The following is a 16,750-nucleotide window of genomic DNA, read 5'->3' on the forward strand; positions in this document are numbered from 1 at the left end:
TTGACTTGCGGGTATGACTTCGCCAGCCGCCACTGTGCAGACGGACCGGATCGAGCAGGTGGTCCTCCTCGACGAGGCCGGGAACGCCGTGGGGGTCGCCGACAAGGCGACCGTGCACGACACTGCCACTCCCCTGCACCTCGCGTTCTCCTGCCACGTCTTCTCCCCGGACGGCGCGCTTCTGGTGACCCGCCGCGCCCTCGAGAAGCGCACCTGGCCGGGCGTCTGGACCAACTCCTTCTGCGGGCACCCCGCCCCGGGCGAGCGGATCGAGGACGCCGTCGTCCGCCGGGCCGAGCGCGAGCTCGGCGCCCGGCTGGCCACGCTGGAGGTCGCCCTGCCGGACTTCCGCTACCGCGCGGTCGACGCGTCCGGCGTCGTCGAGAACGAGATCTGCCCCGTCTACACGGCGACGCTGTCGAGCCGCGACGCCCTCGATCCGCGCCTCGACGAGGTCATGGACTACGAGTGGGTCGACGCCGAGGCGACGCTCGCCGCCGTCCGCTCGACCCCCTGGGCGTTCTCCCCCTGGCTCGTGCTGCAGCTCCCCCGCCTGCTGGGCTGACCCCCGCGCCCTGATCCCTGCGCCGGCGTCAGTCGGTGTAGACGTCCGTGCGGTGGAAGCCGAGCGCCGAGCGCGACGCGGTCGGACCGCGCTGGCCCTGGTACCGCGAGCTGTACTCCGCCGAGCCGTAGGGCTTCTCGGCGGGCGAGCTGAGGCGGAAGAAGCACATCTGGCCGATCTTCATCCCCGGCCAGAGCGTGATGGGGAGCGTCGCGACGTTGCTGAGCTCGAGGGTGACGTGGCCGGTGAAGCCCGGATCGATGAACCCGGCGGTCGAGTGGGTCAGCAGCCCGAGCCGTCCGAGAGAGCTCTTGCCCTCGAGGCGCGCCGCGATGTCGTCCGGCAGCGACACCTCCTCGTAGGTCGAGCCGAGCACGAACTCTCCCGGGTGGAGGATGAACGGCTCGCCCTGCGGCGTCTCGACCAGGCGGGTCAGCTCGGGCTGGTCCTCGGCCGGATCGATGTACGGGTAGCGGTGGTTGTCGAACAGCCGGAAGAAGCGGTCGAGGCGCACATCGACGGACGACGGCTGCAGCATCGACGGATCGTGCGGGGCGAGCCCCACGCGGCCGGAGGCGAGTTCGAGCGAGATGTCGCGGTCGGAGAGGAGCACGCTGCGATCCTAGGGCGTGGCGCGACCCGGGGGCATGGGCCGGCTCCGGGCCTTGCTACGATGTCCTGGTGCGCCCGAGCGGCGCCACGCGAGTGTAGTTCAATGGTAGAACTTCTGCTTCCCAAGCAGATGGCGCGGGTTCGATTCCCGTCACTCGCTCTCCTCCCCCCCTCGTCTGCGGCCGGTCCTCCGGCCCGACGCGAGCGGCTCCTCCTCCGGCCCGACGCGAGCGGCTCCTCCTCCGGCGCTGCAGCGGCGCCCGGCAGCGCAGCGGCGTCCGGCAGCCCCGCGGTGTCCGTCAGCCCAACAGCGGCAGCCGCCCGACGATCCTGTCGATCCGGTTCCTCGGCCCCACCAGGCTGACCGCGAGGTACTGCAGCTCGTCAGAGCCGCTCGCCGCCACCGCCTCCCGGTACTCGTCGTACACCCGGGTGGCCTGCGCGGACGCGGGCATGTCGGCGACGAACGTCCCGTCGTGCGCCTCGGCCTTGGCGCGGATCGCGAGCAGGGTGGCCGCGTCGGCGGCGAGGACCGTGCAGCCGGCCCACGGCAGACCGGGATGCAGCGATCCGGACGTGTCGGCGGGGCTCGGTCCGAGCAGCCCCGCGACGTGCGCGGCCGTCGCGGCGCCCACGCAGATCGCGGCGTTCACGGCGCGGCCGGCAGGGAGGGACTCGTCGACGACGACCACCCACTTGAGGCGGGCCGAGCGGGTGGGCGCGGCGGTGTCGATCTCGTCGGGGTGGAAGCCGACGGCGTCGGGGGCGGGGATGGTCATGATGCTCCTCGGTTCGTGCGCAGTGACGTCACGAACAGTAGGCAGGAGGGCTCCCCTTCGGCAGGATCTCCGTATGAACGACCAGCAGAACGGCCCAGGAGCGGCACTCGACGAACTCGACGTCCGGATCCTGCAGGTCCTGCAGTCGGAGGCACGGATCACGAACCGGGACCTCGCAGCCGCCGTGCACGTCTCGCCCACCACCGCCCTCGACCGCACGAGGAGCCTCCGGCGCCGCGGCGTCATCACCGGCGCGACGCTCACTCTCGACTTCGCGGCCCTCGGGCGCGGCGTGCAGGCGCTGATCGCGGTCCGCATCCGTCCGCCGTCGCGCGAGATCATCGAGGCCTTCCGCGACTGGGTCGCCGGCCTCGACGAGACGGTCGGCGTGTTCGTCACCTCCGGCTCGGAGGACTTCATCATCCACGTCGCCGTCCGCGACAACCAGGACCTCTACGCCTTCGTCATCGACGAGCTGACACAGCGCCGCGAGGTCGCCGATGTGCGCACCTCGGTCGTCTACGAGCACCTGCGCGAGCAGGTCGTCCTGCCGCTGGAGCCGTACGGCCGCGCGGAGCGGTGAGGCGCCCGAGCGGCGTTCCGACGCGACACGCCGGGCGGATCAGTGGCAGCGCGCGGGATCGCGGGACGCAGAGGGCAGGGTGGAGGGGTGACAGAGCTCGTCCAGATCCCGTCGCCGGGCGTCGCCCTCGAGTACGGGCACCCCGGCCGGCCCGTGGTGGTCGTGCTGCACGACGTCTTCGGGCGCCTGCCGTGGCTGGAGCCGTTCGCCGAGGCCGTTGCGAAGCACGGCTACCACGTGCTCGTGCCCGACCTCTACGACGGCTGGGCCACGCTCGCCCCGGAGGACGCGCGCGACCTCGCCGCGATGGCCGCGCAGGACCGCACCCTCGCCGCCGTCGCCGAGGCGGTCGGCACCGGAGTCGCGGCCGGGGCACCGCGCTGCGCCGTCATCGGCTTCGGCTTCGGCGGCCGCCTCGGGCTGCTCGCCGCGGGCACCGGGCTCGTGGACGCGGTGGTCGCGTACTACGCCACCCTCGGTGCGGAGGAGCACGTGCTGGTCCCGTGCCCCACCCTCCTGCACTACGCGCAGAGCGACGAGTGGCCCGCGGGCGACGACCCGGAGTCGTTCGTCGGGCGGCTGAAGGAGTCGGGGACGCCGGTCACGGCGCACACCTACCCGGACACGCAGCGGCACTTCGCGAACGGCAACCTGCGCGACGCTGTCAGCCCCGCCTCCGCGGCGCTCGCCTACGCGCGGACGCTCTCGTTCCTCAATCCGCAGCTCATCGACACCTGAGCTCAGCCCTGCACGTCGTGCAGGTGGTGCTGGACGTCGTGCAGGTAGTAGCGGGCGATCGTGTCGACCGTGAACGCCGCGCCGTCGCTGCGGCGGCCTCGGCGCTGCCATTGGGCACCGGCGACGGAGTCGAACACCTCGGCGATGCGCTCGGCCGCCTCGACCAGCTCGCGGCCGACCGTCGCGGGGTCCTGCTGGTCGTAGCGCTCCTCCACGGCGGTGACGTCCTGGTCCCAGTTGGGGTAGAGCGGGTCGTCGCCGGCGAGCATCAGCTTCACGCGGGTGCGGTAGATGCGGTGCACGTCGCGCACGTGCGCGGCGTACTCGAGCGGTGACCAGGTCTCGTCGTCGGGCCGGCCCGCCGCGTCGTCGCGGTCGAGCACGTAGGGCCAGGCGGCGGCGTTCTCGCGGATGAGCTCTGCGACCTCGTCGGCGTCGACGAGCGAGGCGTCGAAACCGCACTCGAGGCAGGGGCGCTCGAGGACCCAGGTCCAGTCCTTGGTGTCGGGAGTGATCGGCATGGCACCAGAGTAGGGCGCCGCCGGATCAGCAGCGCGTCGGGGTCCCCTGCACGGCGCCGCGCTCGCCGTCGGCCGTCCACGGGAGCCGGGGCAGGCCCTCGGCTCCCGCCGCGGCTCCCTGCTCGACCGCGATGGCGGCCAGGGTGCGGGCGACCGTCGCGGCGAAGTCGCCGCCGGGCGTCGAGCTGTTGATCGAGACGGCCACGGTCAGGCCCGAGACCGGGTCGGAGTAGGCCGCGGTGACGAAGCCGGGCGCCAGGCCCGAGAAGCCGCGGAGGGGTCCCGCCTCGTGCCCGCCGAGCCCGGCGCGGAGGTAGTCGGCGCGGCCCTGGCCCTGGACGACCGGGTCCTGCCACATGGCGTCGCCCGCGGGATCGGCCGCGAGCCCCGTCGCCAGCCGCCGGAGGTCCTCCAGATCGGTCAGCGCTCCGCCCGCGGCGCCGAGCGCGGACGGGGACGCGGCGGTGACGTCGAGCCGCACGTCGCAGCGCTTCTCCCCGGTCGCCGGGTCCAGCGCGACCGCGTAGCCGCGGGGGGACGGAGCGGGCAGGTCGACCTCGGAGGCGCCGGGCAGCTCCGTGCTGCGCAGCCCGTACCGCGGCACCACGTACTGGTCGTAGAGCTCCCCGATGCTCCGACCGGTCACCTGCGCGGCGACGATGCCGGCGAGCAGCGGACCGGTGGCGGAGTCGGACCACGCTGCTCCGGGCTCGGCCGAGGCGCCGCGCACCTGGGCCGCGGCCAGCAGCTCGAGCGTCGGCCACTGCCGCGGGGGGTTCTGGAGCACGGTCGGCCAGAGCGCCGAGCGGAAGTCGGCCAGGCCGGAGGTGTGCGCGCAGAGCTCGCGCAGGGTGAGCCCGTCGATGCCGGGCAGGGAGCGCAGCGTCTCGCCGACGTCGGCGTCGAGGTCGACCCGGCCGGAGTCGGCGAGGGCGAGGACCACGTCGCAGGTCATCGCCTCGGTGCCGCCGGTGCCGAGCCGCAGGTGCGCGTCGGTGGTGAGGGCGGTGGTGCGCTCGTCCGACTCCCAGCCGACCGCGCCCTCCCAGCTGCCGCCCCACGGCGACCAGACCCCGGCGACCGCTCCGGTCGCGCCGGCGACGCCGACCGTCTCGTCGAGGAACCCCGACAGGGCGGAGGCGAGCTCCTCCGACGCCGCCTGCGCGGGCGCCTCCGCCACGCGCGAGGCGGCGGCGGGCGTGCAGCCGGCCAGTGCGAGCACGAGGACCGGGACGACGAGCAGCCCCGTCCGCGTCCGTCTGCGAGATCCCATGCCGTGCGACTCCCCCGTCGTCTGCGAACGGCACCACTGTACGGGGGCTCCGTCGGGCCGGAGAGGGCCGCTGAGCGCCCGATCGCGATTCGTGTCCTGACCGTGACCGGCGGAGTCCACCCCGTTCCCAAACCGGCAGGCGCCGGGTTACGAAGAGAGGGAGTACAGCGCAGAGGCGCTGCTCGAAGGAGGTAAGAGACCATGCGCAGATCCCCCAATCGACTGCTGGCGACTCTCTTCGGAGCCGTCTACGTCGTCGTCGGGCTCCTCGGCTTCGTCGTGACCGGAGGCGTGCAGTTCCTCTCGACCGAAGGCGGGCTCCTGCTCGGCGTCTTCGAGGTGAACCCGCTGCACAACATCGCCCACCTGCTCATCGGAGGCGCGCTGCTGATCGCGGGCCTGTCGACCGTCGCCGCGGCGAAGACCGTCAACGTGACCGTCGGAGCGGTGTACCTGCTGCTCGGCATCGTCGGCTTCTTCCTGGTCGACACCGCCCTGAACGTGCTGGCGCTGAACACCGCCGACCACTTCCTGCACCTGGCCAGCGCGCTGGTGCTCCTGGGAGTCGGACTCGGCACCGAGAAGACGGCGAGGACGCGCACCGCCGCGACCGCTTGACCAGGGCGGCACCCGCCGCCCCCCTCTACTCCGTCCGCCGTGGGCCCGCCGTTTTCCGCGGCGGACGGACTGAACGGCCCCGGACGACACGATGCGGTGTGTCGATCCGGGGCCTCCTCTTCTTCCCCGATCCAGCGAAGGAGCCGCCATGACCACCGTGGCCCGCTGCAACGCCGCTTTCGCCGGACTCGGCGCCGGGCTCGTCCACCTCTCGCTCGCCGCCGGCGGCGAGGGCGTGCAGGCTCCGGTGATCGGAGCGCTCGGTACTGTCGAGATCCTCTGGGCGGTCCTCGTCCTGGCACGCGGCCGGATCGTCGTGCCGCGCTCCGCGCTGGTCGTCGCGGTCGCCTCCCTGGCGGCGTTCGCCCTCGCTCTGGCCCTCGGCGCACTCGCCGAGCCCCTCCCCGCGCTGGCGGCCGCGGTCCTCCAGCTGATCGCGGTCGCCGTGGTGGCCGTCTCGCTCCGCTCTCCGCGCGTCGAGGAGAAGGCCGTCTCGCCGTCGCGAGCTCTCGTCGGACTCCTGGCCGGCGCGCTCACCGTCTCCGCCCTCGCCACCCCCGCCATGGCCGCCTCCTCGGGCGGGTCGGGCGACATGGGCGGGATGATGCACTCCGTCGTCGACGGCGGACACGGGCACTGACGCCTCTGGTCCCAGCGGCTCCGCTCGGCTAAGGTAAGGCAGACCTCAGTCGCCGAGGGAGGCCACCGTGTCGAACGTCATCCCGTTCTCCGAGGCCCTGCGCCTGCGCATCGGGCAGTCCGGCGCGGACGACGAGGGCGCCGCCTTCATGACCTCGCTGATGACCGGCTCCGGCGGCCGCGACGACTACATCGCGCTCATCTCGCAGCACTACTTCGTCTACGAGGCCCTCGAGGCCGTGGCGGAGGACATGGCCGGCGATCCGGTCGCGGAGCCCTTCCTCTCGGCCAAGCTCACTCGGCTCCCCGCGATCGCGGAGGACCTGCGCTTCCTCGTCGGTGAGGACTGGCGGGAGCGCATCCGCCCGCTGCCCTCGACCAGCGCCTACGTCGACCGGATCCGCACCGTGGCCGCGGGCTGGAGCGGCGGCTTCGTCGCCCACCACTACACGCGCTACCTCGGCGACCTCTCCGGCTGCGCGATCGTCCGCGGGCTGCTGCAGCGGCGGTTCGGCTTCGAGACCAACGGCGTCGGCTTCTTCCTCTTCGGCGAGATCGCCGCACCGTCGGCCTTCCGCGCCACCTACCGCGAGCAGCTCGACGCCGCGGGCTGGGACGAGGAGGAGCGCGAGCGGGTCATCGCGGAGGTCGCGGAGGCGTACCGGCTGACGACGGAGCTGTTCCGCGATCTCGCCCGGACCTGCGCGGCGGCCTGAGGCCCCTGCTCCCACGTCCTCCGCGGGGCGTCAGTCCGCGGACGCCTCCGCGACGGCGGCGGGCTCGGCTCGCCGTTCGGACATGAAGCGCAGCACGTCCTTGTCGACGATGATGTCGCTCGGCCGGAGCGGCCGCGTCAGGTAGAGCCCCTCGAGGCTCGTGATGCGGCTGAGCGCCACGTAGGTCTGCCCGGGGGCGAAGGCGCGCTGCCCGAGGTCGACCACGGCGGAGTCGTAGGTCTTGCCCTGCGACTTGTGGATCGTGACCGCCCACGCCAGGCGGAGCGGGAACTGTGCGAACTCGGCGACGATCTCGCGGGTGAGCTTCTTCGTCGCGGCGGAGTAGGAGTAACGGTAGCGCTCCCAGGTCGCGGGCTCGACCTCGTGGACCTCGCCGTCCACCTCGACCCACACCGTTCCCGCGACCTTCGTCACCCGGCCGATCGTGCCGTTCACCCAGCGCTGCTCGGAGTCGTTGCGCAGGAACATCACGTGCGCGCCGATCTTGAGCTCGAGGTTCTGGTCCGCTGGATAGGCACGCCCGCCGAAGTCGCCGCTGATCTCGGCCGACGCGGTCTTCAGCGGGCCCTTCAGCCGCGCGAGCGCCGCCTGGTTGATGCGGTTGACCGTGTCGTTGCGGGTCGCGAGCGTGATCGCGTCGTCGGCCGGAGGCGTCCGCGCGCCCGCCGCGTTCAGCACGTCGGCGATCTCCTTCGTCACCATGCCGAAGCGGACCGCGTTGAGCATCCACTTGAAGCGCTCGTCGCTCTGCCGGTGGATCCGGCCGAGCTCGACGATCCGCAGCGGCGCCTCCTGCCAGACGAGGGCGTCGAAGAACCACAGCGAGCGGTAGCGGTCGGCGAAGTAGGCGCGCTCCTCCGGATCGCCGGGAACGGGTGCGAGCTGGAACGGGTCGCCGAAGAGGACGACCTGCACGCCCCCGAACGGCTCGGAGCGCCGCTGCCGCGCCTGCCGGAGGCTGCGGTCGATCCCGTCGAGCAGGTCGGCGTTGACCATGGAGATCTCGTCGATGACGAGCGTGTCGATGGTGTTGAGGAGCTTGCGCAGCTCGGGCGGCTGGTCGAGGTCGGAGTCGGCGATGACGCCGATCGGCAGTCGGAAGAGCGAGTGGATGGTCTGGCCGCCGACGTTCAGCGCCGCGACGCCGGTGGGGGCGCAGATGACGATCTGCTTGTCGGTGTTCCAGCTCAGGTGGTTGAGCAGGGTGGACTTGCCCGTGCCCGCGCGACCCGTGACGAACAGGTGCTCGCGCGTGTTCTCGATGAGGTCGAAGACCCGCTGCTGCTCGTCGGAGAGGGTCGGCTGAGTCACCGCTCCACTGTACCCGCGGGCCGCCGGGACCCCGGGGCCCGGGCGCGGATCAGCCGCGCTTCTGGAGGGCGGCCAGGCGGTCGTTGTAGGCCGTGAGCTCGGCCTCTCCGGTGCGGTCGGCCTGGCGGTCGCGGCGCTTGGTCTCGCGGGCGTCGGAGCGGCTCCACATCATCGCGACGACGATCGCGAGCGCGAGGGTGGGGATCTCGCCGATGCTCCACGCGATGCCGCCGGCCGCCTGCTGATCGGCGAGCGCGGACGTGCCCCAGCCCATCGCTCCGTACCAGTCGGCCAGGAGCAGCCCCTCCCCCGTCATCAGTGCGAGGCCGAAGAAGGCGTGGAACGCCATGGTGCCCAGCAGCAGCAGGAGGCGCATCGCGAAGGGCACGCGGTGCACGCTCGGGTCCACTCCGATCAGGACGCTGACGAAGAGGTAGCCGGTGATCAGGAAGTGGACGATCATCCACTCGTGGCCGATGTGGTCCGTGGTGGCCCAGCGGAACAGCGGGGAGTAGTAGAAGCCCCAGAGCGACCCGACGAACAGCAGCGCGGCGACGATCGGGTGCGAGATCGCGGTGGCGAAGCGCGAGTGAACGGCGAGCAGCACCCACTCGCGGGCGCCGCGGGAGCCGTCGGAGCGGCGGGCGGCGGCGCGGGCGATGAGCGTGACCGGTGCCGCCGGGACGAGCAGCAGCGGCACCGCCATGGTGAGGACCATGTGCGAGAGCATGTGGGCGCTGAACAGGTACTTCTCGTACGCGTTCACCCCGCCGTTCGTGATGTAGGCCAGGAGGAGCATGCCCGCGATCCAGAGGATCGTGCGGTGCAGGGGCCAGCGGTCACCCCGGCGGTGCAGGCGCACCACTCCGGCGACGTAGAACGCGATGGCGAAGGAGCAGACCAGGAGCCAGACCAGGTCGATGTTCCAGAGCGTGAGGAAGTTCATCGCGCTCGCGGGCGGCGGCAGGGGCTCGCCCGTCAGCAGCTGAGCCGGGGTCGGATCCGTGAGCTGGCTTGCGGCGATCTGGTCGACCGGGGTCGCGGTGCGCGCGAGCGCCGCGGCGACTCCGGAGGCGATCCCCATGAAGGCGACCTCGGCGCCGACGAGCCACCAGAAGCTGCGGCCGCCGACACCGCCGGCCTTCCGCATCCGCTCGATGAGGTAGCGGCGCTGCAGCACGCCGAACAGGCCCAGCGCGACCAGCGCCGCGACCTTGACCAGCACGAGGATCCCGTAGCCGGTGAGCAGGTTGTCGAGGGTGGCGAGCCGGAGCTCGGCGCTGACGTAGCCGGACGCCGCGACCACGACGAAGCTCACGAGCGCGAGGCTGGAGTAGCGCTCGATCACGGGCAGCAGGCGGGAGCCGCCGAGCAGGGGCCGCAGGGCGATGACGGTGATGAGGCCGCCCAGCCAGATCGCCGCGAAGACGAGGTGCAGGCCCAGCGCCGTGACGGCGGCGTCGTGCCCGCTCGCTCCCGCCGCGTGCCCCTGCTGCGCCATCGGCAGCAGCGTGAGCAGGGCCAGGCCCGTGACGAAGACGAGCGCGGTCTGGTTGCGGACGGCGAAGCAGAGGACGGTGACGACGGCCGCGAGCAGGGTCGTGATGAGCCAGGCCTGGCCGACCTCGATGCTGCCGATGAAGTAGCTGAGCTTGGTGCCGAAGTCGCGGTCGAGGCTCAGGGGCGTCTGCGTGACGTTGAGGAAGGTGAGGAACCCGGTCATCGCGCTGGCCGCCGCGAAGAAGGCGGCGCTGGCGGCGGCGACGTCGAGGGCGATCGAGAACTCGGTGCGCGGCTCGGGCGCGGCCTCGGCGGGCGCGGGGCGCGCGGGGGCGACCGCGGTGCGCGTCGATCCGGCGCGGGAGGAGGACTGGCCGCCGCGCGAGGACTGGCCGCCGCGCGAGGAGGCGTGAGCGGTCGAAGATCGGGACGAGGACCGGGCGTCGCGGGCGGCGGCGGCGCGGGGGCTCAGCGCGAACAGCGTCAGCACGAGCGAGCCGATCATGCCCGCGGCGCCGAGATTGACGGCCAGCTTGGCGATCGGGAGGCCGTAGCGGACCACGGGGCCGGGATCGTTCAGCAGCGGAGCCGCGGCTCCCCCGCCGAAGGCCAGGGCCGCGAGGAGGGCGACGAGCGCTGCGGCGACGAGCACGAGCGCAGGGCCGACGATCCGGACGGTTCGATTCACCGGTCCAGCCTACGTTCCGCGGCTGATCGGCAGCCGCGTCCGCGGACGATCCGCGGCCGCGTCCGCGGACGACGACGGCCCCGGCGCAGTGCCGGGGCCGTGTCGGAGGGCGCGACTACTTCGCGGCGGCCTTGAGCTTGGTGCCCGCGGAGACCTTGACCGAGTGGCCGGCGGCGATCTGGATGGTCTCGCCGGTCTGCGGGTTGCGGCCGGTGCGCGCGGCGCGGGAGGTGCGCTCGACGGCGATCCAGCCCGGGATGGTGACCTTCACGTCGTTCGACACGGAGTCGGCGAGGGTGGTGAAGAGCGAGTCGAGGACGCCGTTGACGGCGGCCTGGCTCTGGCCGGAGTCGGCGGCGATCTTCGCGACGAGCTCGGTGCGGTTGAGCGACTTGTCAGCCATGGAGTGTCCTCCCAGGACGTTCTCGCTGTCGGAACAGCTGGTTTCGATGGATCGTCCTCGGCCGGGGACGGACGTCCTCAACCGGTCGGACCGTCGGTAACCTACCAGCCCCGCCCCGGATCTCCGGCGATTCCGGCCTCGAGACGCCCGGAACGACGCCGATCGCGCCGGTCGGTCCCTCCACAGGAGGCGCTCGGCGCCTCTCGTCCACCGATCCGCCGATCGCCACTCCGCAGAGTCCGCCGCCTGACGAGGATCGGCTCATGACGACGACGGCACTCCTCCCTCCATCCGCTCCGGCCGACGCGGCCCTCCCCCGGCCGCCCCGGCGGCACCCTCCCGCTCGCCGGACGTACGAGCCCGGCCTCGCCGCGCTCGCGCTGGGCCTGCTCGCGCTCGCGTCCTCCGTGCATCCGCTCTGGGCCCTCCCCGCCGTCGCCGTGGCGGTCGCCGCGGTGATCGCGTCCGTGCGGGCGCTGCGGTGGGCGGGCGAGCGGAGGAGCGCGGTGGCCGGGCTCGCCTGCGCGGCTCTCGCGCTGCTCGTCTGCTCCGTCACGGCTCCCGCCTCCGTGCGGGCGGGCCTCGCCGTGCTGGCCTGGATCACCGCCCTGCGGCCCGGTCCGTGAGCGGGCGCGGCTCCGGTCCAGCCCGCCTCGCTACAGTGACGGCGGCCCGCGCCCGAGCGGGCCGGGAGGACGGCCACGATGGCTCAGACGGACGGTTGGATCTCGACGGCGATCTGGTGGCACGTCTACCCGCTCGGCTTCACGGGCGCCGAGGCGAGCGCCTCGGAGGGTCCGGGCCCGGACGACGAGCCGCAGCACCGCCTCCGCGCCCTGCTGCCCTGGCTCGACGACCTGCTGGCGCTGGGCTGCAACGGGCTGCTGCTCGGGCCGGTCTTCGCCTCCTCCACCCACGGCTACGACACGGTCGACCACTTCCGGGTCGATCCCCGCCTCGGCGACGAGGCAGACCTCGACGCGCTGATCGCCGCGTGCCGCGAGCGCGGGATCCGGGTGCTGCTCGACGGGGTCTTCAACCACGTGGGACGGGAGCACCCCTGGTGGCGTGCCGCCGTCGCGGCCGGCGAGGGCTCCCCCGAGGCGGCGCGCTTCTCCCGCAGCGAGCGGTCGCAGGAGGTCGACGGCCTCCGCGTCGACGTGTTCGAGGGGCACGACGCCCTGGTCGAGCTCGACAACGGGAACCCCGAGGTCGCGGAGCACGTGTCCTCCGTGCTCGCGCACTGGCTCGAGCGGGGCATCGACGGCTGGCGGCTCGACGCGGCGTACGCGGTCGCGCCGGCGGCCTGGCACGCGGCGATCGACCCGGTGCGGCAGCGCTTCCCCGACGCGTGGTTCGTCGGCGAGGTCATCCACGGCGACTACACCGGCTACGTGCGGGAGTCGGGGCTCGACTCGGTCACGCAGTACGAGCTCTGGAAGGCCGTCCGCAACTCCCTCGAGGAGGCGAACCTCTTCGAGCTGGCCTGGTCCCTGAAGCGCCACGACGACTTCGTCCGCGAGTTCCTGCCCCTGACCTTCGTCGGCAACCACGACGTGACCCGGATCGCCAGCGCCGTCAGCGACGAGCGCCACCACGGCCACGCCACGGCGATCCTCGGCTTCGTCGCCGGCGTGCCGAGCATCTACTCCGGCGACGAGCGGGGCCTGCGCGGCGTCAAGGAGGAGCGGATCGGCGGCGACGACGCGATCCGCCCGGAGTTCCCGGCCGAGCCCGCCGAGTGGCCGGGCGGGGAGGCCTACCGGGCCCACCAGGAGGTCGTCGCGTTCCGCCGACGGAACCCGTGGCTGGTCGGCGCGAGCACCCGCACGGTCGACCTCTCCAACACCGCCGTGATGCTCGTGGCGGAGGGCCCGGAGGGACGCACCGCGCGGCTCGCGCTGAACATCGGCGACGAGACGGCGACCGTCGGCGGCGTCCAGGTCGCTCCCCACTCCTGGTCGCTGCACGACTGACCCGGCGCGCGGGCGGCCCGGCAGTGCGCGACGGAGCGTCGACCTCCGGGGGCCCGTCCTCTACGCTCGGGCGCATGCCGAGACCTGCACGAGGACCCTTCGACGGGCGAGCCGACTCGATCGACGACGCCGGGATGCCGGCGTCCGGACTCGAGCAGGCGTTCGCCGCCCCCGTCGACCCGGAGAGCGACCCCGGACCGGGCGAGAGGAGCGGCCTGTCGAGCCGCATCGCCCAGGAGCTGCTCGAGGACGGCTTCGGCCTCGACGCGAGCGACGAGGAGCCCCCGTCCCGCGCCGTGGAGATCGACGATCCCGCCCGCGCCGTGGGTGACGATCCCGCCCACCCCGTGCACGGCTCGATGTCCGGCGAGTTCGAGCGCCGCTGAGCCCGGCCGCCGTCGGTCGGTCGTCGACAGCCCGGCGGCACCGTTCCGCCCGCCGGCCGTCGTCACCCCGCCGGTACCGCGCCGCCGGCCGCCGGAGCCGGGTCCGGGCCGGCCGCCTGCAGCTCGGCGAGGAATCCGGGCCGGAGCACGCGTGCCTCGATCGACGCGGCTCCCGAGGTCCAGCCGTCGCCGAGCGGACGCTCGGGCGTGAGCAGCACGTGGCCCGGCGTCCCCGCTCGGCCGAGGGCGGCGGCGACGCGGCCCTCCGGATCGTAGAGGGCGTGGTCGACGAGCGGCCCGTAGACGGCGTGCACCGCGAAGTCCTCGCGGCTGCCGAGGAGGACGGGCAGCAGCTCCTCGCCCGGGCGCAGGCCGTGGGGCCACCAGCGGAAGCGCTCGACGAGCGCGTGGCAGGCGGCGCACGAGGGCGAGAAGAAGACGAGGTGCGTCGCCGGGCGGGACAGCTCCTCGAGCGTCAGGAGCTCGCCGGCCACTGTGACGAACGCGAGGTCGGCGGCCGAGAGGTCGCCCTCGGGCGCGCGCCCCGGCGCGGACTCCCTGTCGGCTGCGGACAGGCGGGCGGCCGCCCGGACGCGAGCGGCCGTCGACGCCGCAAGGCGGTCGCGCACCAGCACGAGCGAGACCGCGGCGAGAGCGGCGGCGAGCCCGGACGCCGCCGCCGAGGCACCGCCGCCGCCGAGCAGCGCGGCCGGAGCGAGCCCGCCGAGGGCCCCGGCGACCGCGAGCGCGAGCAGCACCGCGTTCCTCGCGACGGTGTGTCCGGTCATCCGTGCCGAGCCCAGCCCGCCGAAGCACTCGCAGTCGACGTCCTCCGTCGCGCGGACCGCACGGACGGCGACGACGAGGAACACGGCGTCGAGGAGCGCCACCGGCACGAGGGCGGCACGGTGCGCCGGAGCGGGCGCCAGCACCACCGCGGCGCCCAGCGCGATCTCGACGACGGGGAAGGCGGCCGCGAACCAGCCGCGGCGCCGGAGGAGGAGGGGGACCCCGAGCGCCTCGAGGCTCGCCCGGAACCGCTCCGTGCGGCCGAGCTTCAGGGCGCCGCTGACGACGAGCACCGCGCCCGCGCACCACGCGGCGATCGCGAGAACCGCCTCCAGCATCCGTCGCCCTCCTCGCTCGGCATCGACCCGCACAACGCTACCGGCGCGGACCGGCCTCCCGCGGCCGAGACGGGGAACGGGGCGGAGACGGCGCGATCCGGCGCGTTCCGCCCTCCGGACGAGCCGCTGCCGGCACATCCGGCGCCCGGATCCCTCCAGGCGGGGCGCCCCCGGGCTCCCTCCCGGTCCCGGACGGCCGCTCCGCCGTACACTGCGAGAGGATCGGAGGGGTCATGCGGGGACGGCGAGCGCGCGACGAGCGGCACGGCACGGCGGCGAGTCCGCCTGCGGCCGCCGCTCCCCCGGCTGCGGTCACGGCTCCGGCCCCCTCGGACTCGCCGGACGACGCCTCGGGCGACGTCTCGACCGGGATGCGGATCGCCGCCGCCTGGTCGTGGCGCTTCCTCGCCGTCGCCGGGCTCCTCTACCTCCTCGTGCGCCTCGTCTCGCTGCTGCCCGTGATCGTCGTGCCGGTGCTGATCGCGCTGCTGCTCACCGCGCTCCTCACCCCGCTGCGGAACCGGCTCGAGCGCCTGCGGCTCCCCCGCCCGCTCGCGGTCCTGGTCTCGATCGTCCTGATGCTCCTCCTGCTGACCGGCCTCGTCGGGCTGGTGATCGTGCAGTCGCGCTCCGGCTTCAGCGGAGTGGGGCAGCGCGCTCTCGACGCGGTCGACGGCGTCGAGGCGTGGCTGCGGAGCCCGCCGCTGTCGTTCTCGGACGTCCAGCTCTCGGACTGGGCGCAGCGCGCGGTCGACTGGGCCGACGCGCAGGCGTCGACGATCGCGTCCGGGGCCCTCGCCGTCGGCTCCCAGCTGGCCGAGGTCTTCGCCGGAACCCTCCTCACCCTGTTCTCGCTGATCTTCCTGCTCCTCGACGGCCGCCGGATCTGGCACTGGTTCCTCCGCCTCCTCCCCCGCCGCGCGCGCCCCGCGATGGAGCGCGGCGGCGCCGCCGGCTGGCGGACCCTCAGCCAGTTCGTGATCGCGCAGCTCGGCGTCGCCGGGATCAACGCCGTCGGCATCGGCATCGGCGCGCTCGCGCTGCAGCTGCCGCTCGTCGTGCCGATCGCGATCGTGGTGTTCCTCGGCTCGTTCGTCCCGATCCTCGGCGCGATCGTGACCGGTGCGCTCGCCGCGCTGGTCGCTCTGCTGTTCAGCGGGCCCGTCGCCGCGCTGGTGATGGTCGGCGTCGTGATCCTGGTGCACCTGCTCGAGGGGCACGTGCTGCAGCCGCTCATCCTCGGGACCGCCGTGAAGGTGCATCCGCTCGCCGTGGTGCTCGGAGTCGCGACCGGGCTCGAGGTGGCCGGGCTCGCCGGAGCGCTGTTCGCGGTGCCGACCATCGCGACGCTGAACGCGGCGGTCACCGCCATGCGGGCGCGCGCGCCCGGCGCGGAGTGAGCGCGTTCGATCCGGCCGCCCGACCCGGATCGACGGTGCTGCCCGCCCTCGCCTGCCCGGTCTGCGGCGGCGCGCTCGCCCCCGACGCGCTCCCCCGCCCCTCCTCGCTCCGCTGCCCCCTCGGGCACAGCGCCGACCTCGCGCGTCAGGGCTACGCCTCGCTGCTGCGCGGGAGGCACGCGACCTCGGGCGACACCGCGGCGATGGTGCAGGCCCGCGCCGACCTGCTCGGCTCCGGCCACTACCGGGTGATCCAGGACGCGGTCGCCGCGGCCGTCCCCGCCGGCGCGCGGCTCGTGGTCGACCTCGGCTGCGGCACCGGGGCGTACCTCGCGGCCGTGCTCGAGGCGCATCCGGCGGCGGACGGGCTGGGCCTGGACCTCTCGGCCCCGGCCGCCCGCCGCGCCGCCCGCGCGCACCCCCGGGCGGCGATCGCGACCGCCGACCTCTGGCAGCCCCTCCCGCTGGCCGACGCCTCCGCCGCCGCGAGCCGCGCGTCCAGCGCCTCGGGATCCACGTGGTGGGCACTCGGCCCCATCAGCACCTCGGCGCGCAGCTCGTCGACGCTCATCAGCACCGTCGTGTCCAGCTCGGTGCGCTCCTCGAGCGCGAACCCCGCCAGCTGCTCGTCGAGCCGCTCCGCCTTGCCGGCGTCGATGCCGAGCATCCCGAACCGCTCGCGGATCTCGTGCAGGTGCCTCTCGCGCGGAGTGACGACGACGGCGACGCCGCCCGGACGGAGCACCCGCCGCATCTCCGGGGCGTTCCGCGGCGCGAAGACGGTGAGCAGAGCGTCGGCGGAGGCGTCGGCCAGCGGGAGGGGCTGCCAGAGGTCGGCGGTCGCGATCGCCGCCCGGGGGTGCGCGCGGGCGGCGCGGCGGGCGGCCGGGGCCG

19 protein-coding genes and 1 tRNA gene are annotated in these 16,750 nt (G+C 73.9%); 12 read left to right on the forward strand and 8 right to left on the reverse strand.

The features are described from left to right. Positions 1–13: 13 nt before the first annotated feature. Positions 14–565, forward strand: coding sequence for an isopentenyl-diphosphate Delta-isomerase (gene idi / locus C5C33_RS03400; RefSeq protein WP_104222897.1), 552 nt, complete (start codon positions 14–16; stop codon positions 563–565). Positions 566–593: 28 nt separating this feature from the next. On the opposite strand, the gene dcd is transcribed toward idi, so the two are convergent. Beyond that, the gene (gene dcd, locus C5C33_RS03405; RefSeq protein ID WP_104246931.1) at positions 594–1,178 is read right to left on the reverse strand and encodes a dCTP deaminase; all 585 of its coding nucleotides are present in this window, start codon (positions 1,176–1,178) and stop codon (positions 594–596) included. 88 nt (positions 1,179–1,266) lie between these two features. Between dcd and C5C33_RS03410 the strand changes: the two genes are divergently transcribed. Beyond that, positions 1,267–1,337 (forward strand) — tRNA-Gly (locus C5C33_RS03410). A gap of 139 nt (positions 1,338–1,476) precedes the next feature. On the opposite strand, the gene C5C33_RS03415 is transcribed toward C5C33_RS03410, so the two are convergent. Then, positions 1,477–1,956, reverse strand: a complete 480-nt coding sequence (locus C5C33_RS03415; RefSeq protein ID WP_104260420.1) for a DUF2000 domain-containing protein — start codon at positions 1,954–1,956, stop codon at positions 1,477–1,479. A gap of 73 nt (positions 1,957–2,029) precedes the next feature. On the opposite strand from C5C33_RS03415, the gene C5C33_RS03420 reads away from it, so the two are divergent. Continuing rightward, positions 2,030–2,539: an Lrp/AsnC family transcriptional regulator gene (locus tag C5C33_RS03420; protein WP_104260421.1), complete on the forward strand. Its 510-nt coding sequence runs from the start codon at positions 2,030–2,032 to the stop codon at positions 2,537–2,539. An 87-nt stretch (positions 2,540–2,626) separates the two neighbouring features. Next, complete coding sequence (locus C5C33_RS03425; protein ID WP_104260422.1) at positions 2,627–3,277, forward strand: dienelactone hydrolase family protein; 651 nt, start codon at positions 2,627–2,629, stop codon at positions 3,275–3,277. 2 nt (positions 3,278–3,279) lie between these two features. Here C5C33_RS03425 and C5C33_RS03430 read toward each other — a convergent pair whose 3' ends face one another. Together C5C33_RS03430 and C5C33_RS03435 are read right to left on the reverse strand one after the other, a co-directional pair. After that, on the reverse strand, positions 3,280–3,798 hold the full coding sequence (locus tag C5C33_RS03430; protein WP_104260423.1) for a DinB family protein: 519 nt from the start codon (positions 3,796–3,798) through the stop codon (positions 3,280–3,282). Positions 3,799–3,823: 25 nt separating this feature from the next. After that, entirely contained in the window at positions 3,824–5,071 is a 1,248-nt protein-coding gene (locus tag C5C33_RS03435; RefSeq protein ID WP_104249916.1) for a serine hydrolase, read from the reverse strand. Positions 5,072–5,272: 201 nt separating this feature from the next. On the opposite strand from C5C33_RS03435, the gene C5C33_RS03440 reads away from it, so the two are divergent. From C5C33_RS03440 to C5C33_RS03450, 3 genes are all read left to right on the forward strand, one after another. Next, a complete protein-coding gene (locus C5C33_RS03440; RefSeq protein ID WP_104222905.1) occupies positions 5,273–5,689 on the forward strand; it encodes a DUF4383 domain-containing protein in 417 nt (138 codons plus the stop codon). A gap of 148 nt (positions 5,690–5,837) precedes the next feature. Beyond that, a complete protein-coding gene (locus C5C33_RS03445) occupies positions 5,838–6,329 on the forward strand; it encodes a hypothetical protein (protein ID WP_104260424.1) in 492 nt (163 codons plus the stop codon). 67 nt (positions 6,330–6,396) lie between these two features. Next, complete coding sequence (locus C5C33_RS03450) at positions 6,397–7,044, forward strand: heme oxygenase (biliverdin-producing) (RefSeq protein ID WP_104260425.1); 648 nt, start codon at positions 6,397–6,399, stop codon at positions 7,042–7,044. Positions 7,045–7,074: 30 nt separating this feature from the next. Here the strand turns inward: C5C33_RS03450 and C5C33_RS03455 are convergent, their stop codons facing one another. The 3 genes from C5C33_RS03455 to C5C33_RS03465 all read right to left on the reverse strand — a co-directional run bounded on the left by C5C33_RS03455 (position 7,075) and on the right by C5C33_RS03465 (position 10,967). Next, positions 7,075–8,376, reverse strand: a complete 1,302-nt coding sequence (locus tag C5C33_RS03455) for an ATP-dependent RecD-like DNA helicase (protein WP_104222908.1) — start codon at positions 8,374–8,376, stop codon at positions 7,075–7,077. A 49-nt stretch (positions 8,377–8,425) separates the two neighbouring features. Continuing rightward, positions 8,426–10,564 carry a bifunctional copper resistance protein CopD/cytochrome c oxidase assembly protein gene (locus tag C5C33_RS03460; protein ID WP_258069170.1) on the reverse strand — a complete coding sequence of 713 codons (2,139 nt, stop codon included), beginning with the start codon at positions 10,562–10,564 and terminating at the stop codon, positions 8,426–8,428. 115 nt (positions 10,565–10,679) lie between these two features. Then, positions 10,680–10,967 (reverse strand): HU family DNA-binding protein, encoded by a 288-nt coding sequence (locus tag C5C33_RS03465; RefSeq protein WP_056037903.1) that lies wholly within the window; start codon positions 10,965–10,967, stop codon positions 10,680–10,682. A 263-nt stretch (positions 10,968–11,230) separates the two neighbouring features. Between C5C33_RS03465 and C5C33_RS03470 the strand changes: the two genes are divergently transcribed. The 3 genes from C5C33_RS03470 (at position 11,231) to C5C33_RS18915 (ending at position 13,329) form a co-directional block, all read left to right on the forward strand. Continuing rightward, entirely contained in the window at positions 11,231–11,593 is a 363-nt protein-coding gene (locus tag C5C33_RS03470; protein WP_104260426.1) for a hypothetical protein, read from the forward strand. A 78-nt stretch (positions 11,594–11,671) separates the two neighbouring features. Next, on the forward strand, positions 11,672–12,943 hold the full coding sequence (locus C5C33_RS03475) for an alpha-amylase family glycosyl hydrolase (RefSeq protein WP_104260427.1): 1,272 nt from the start codon (positions 11,672–11,674) through the stop codon (positions 12,941–12,943). 74 nt (positions 12,944–13,017) lie between these two features. Next, positions 13,018–13,329: a hypothetical protein gene (locus C5C33_RS18915; protein ID WP_146076888.1), complete on the forward strand. Its 312-nt coding sequence runs from the start codon at positions 13,018–13,020 to the stop codon at positions 13,327–13,329. A gap of 62 nt (positions 13,330–13,391) precedes the next feature. On the opposite strand, the gene C5C33_RS18920 is transcribed toward C5C33_RS18915, so the two are convergent. Next, a complete protein-coding gene (locus C5C33_RS18920) occupies positions 13,392–14,456 on the reverse strand; it encodes a MauE/DoxX family redox-associated membrane protein (RefSeq protein WP_104260428.1) in 1,065 nt (354 codons plus the stop codon). A 233-nt stretch (positions 14,457–14,689) separates the two neighbouring features. Between C5C33_RS18920 and C5C33_RS03490 the strand changes: the two genes are divergently transcribed. Both C5C33_RS03490 and C5C33_RS03495 read left to right on the forward strand, forming a co-directional pair. Next, positions 14,690–15,856: an AI-2E family transporter gene (locus C5C33_RS03490; protein WP_104226121.1), complete on the forward strand. Its 1,167-nt coding sequence runs from the start codon at positions 14,690–14,692 to the stop codon at positions 15,854–15,856. Next, a partial coding sequence (locus tag C5C33_RS03495; RefSeq protein WP_258069171.1) for a methyltransferase domain-containing protein occupies positions 15,853–16,750 on the forward strand: 898 nt, incomplete at its 3' end. The genes C5C33_RS03490 and C5C33_RS03495, both read left to right, overlap by 4 nt.

Source organism: Rathayibacter sp. AY1H3 (assembly GCF_002932015.1).

Excerpts from the sequence above, each read along its gene's own strand:
- C5C33_RS03440 (WP_104222905.1), top strand. The coding sequence starts at position 5,273 with ATGCGCAGATCCCCCAATCGACTGCTGGCGACTCTCTTCGGAGCCGTC.
- C5C33_RS03435 (WP_104249916.1), bottom strand. The coding sequence starts at position 5,071 with ATGGGATCTCGCAGACGGACGCGGACGGGGCTGCTCGTCGTCCCGGTC.
- C5C33_RS03445 (WP_104260424.1), top strand. The coding sequence starts at position 5,838 with ATGACCACCGTGGCCCGCTGCAACGCCGCTTTCGCCGGACTCGGCGCC.
- C5C33_RS03415 (WP_104260420.1), bottom strand. The coding sequence starts at position 1,956 with ATGACCATCCCCGCCCCCGACGCCGTCGGCTTCCACCCCGACGAGATC.
- C5C33_RS03475 (WP_104260427.1), top strand. The coding sequence starts at position 11,672 with ATGGCTCAGACGGACGGTTGGATCTCGACGGCGATCTGGTGGCACGTC.
- C5C33_RS03420 (WP_104260421.1), top strand. The coding sequence starts at position 2,030 with ATGAACGACCAGCAGAACGGCCCAGGAGCGGCACTCGACGAACTCGAC.
- C5C33_RS03470 (WP_104260426.1), top strand. The coding sequence starts at position 11,231 with ATGACGACGACGGCACTCCTCCCTCCATCCGCTCCGGCCGACGCGGCC.
- idi (WP_104222897.1), top strand. The coding sequence starts at position 14 with ATGACTTCGCCAGCCGCCACTGTGCAGACGGACCGGATCGAGCAGGTG.
- C5C33_RS03490 (WP_104226121.1), top strand. The coding sequence starts at position 14,690 with ATGCGGGGACGGCGAGCGCGCGACGAGCGGCACGGCACGGCGGCGAGT.
- C5C33_RS03430 (WP_104260423.1), bottom strand. The coding sequence starts at position 3,798 with ATGCCGATCACTCCCGACACCAAGGACTGGACCTGGGTCCTCGAGCGC.
- C5C33_RS03465 (WP_056037903.1), bottom strand. The coding sequence starts at position 10,967 with ATGGCTGACAAGTCGCTCAACCGCACCGAGCTCGTCGCGAAGATCGCC.
- C5C33_RS18915 (WP_146076888.1), top strand. The coding sequence starts at position 13,018 with ATGCCGAGACCTGCACGAGGACCCTTCGACGGGCGAGCCGACTCGATC.
- C5C33_RS18920 (WP_104260428.1), bottom strand. The coding sequence starts at position 14,456 with ATGCTGGAGGCGGTTCTCGCGATCGCCGCGTGGTGCGCGGGCGCGGTG.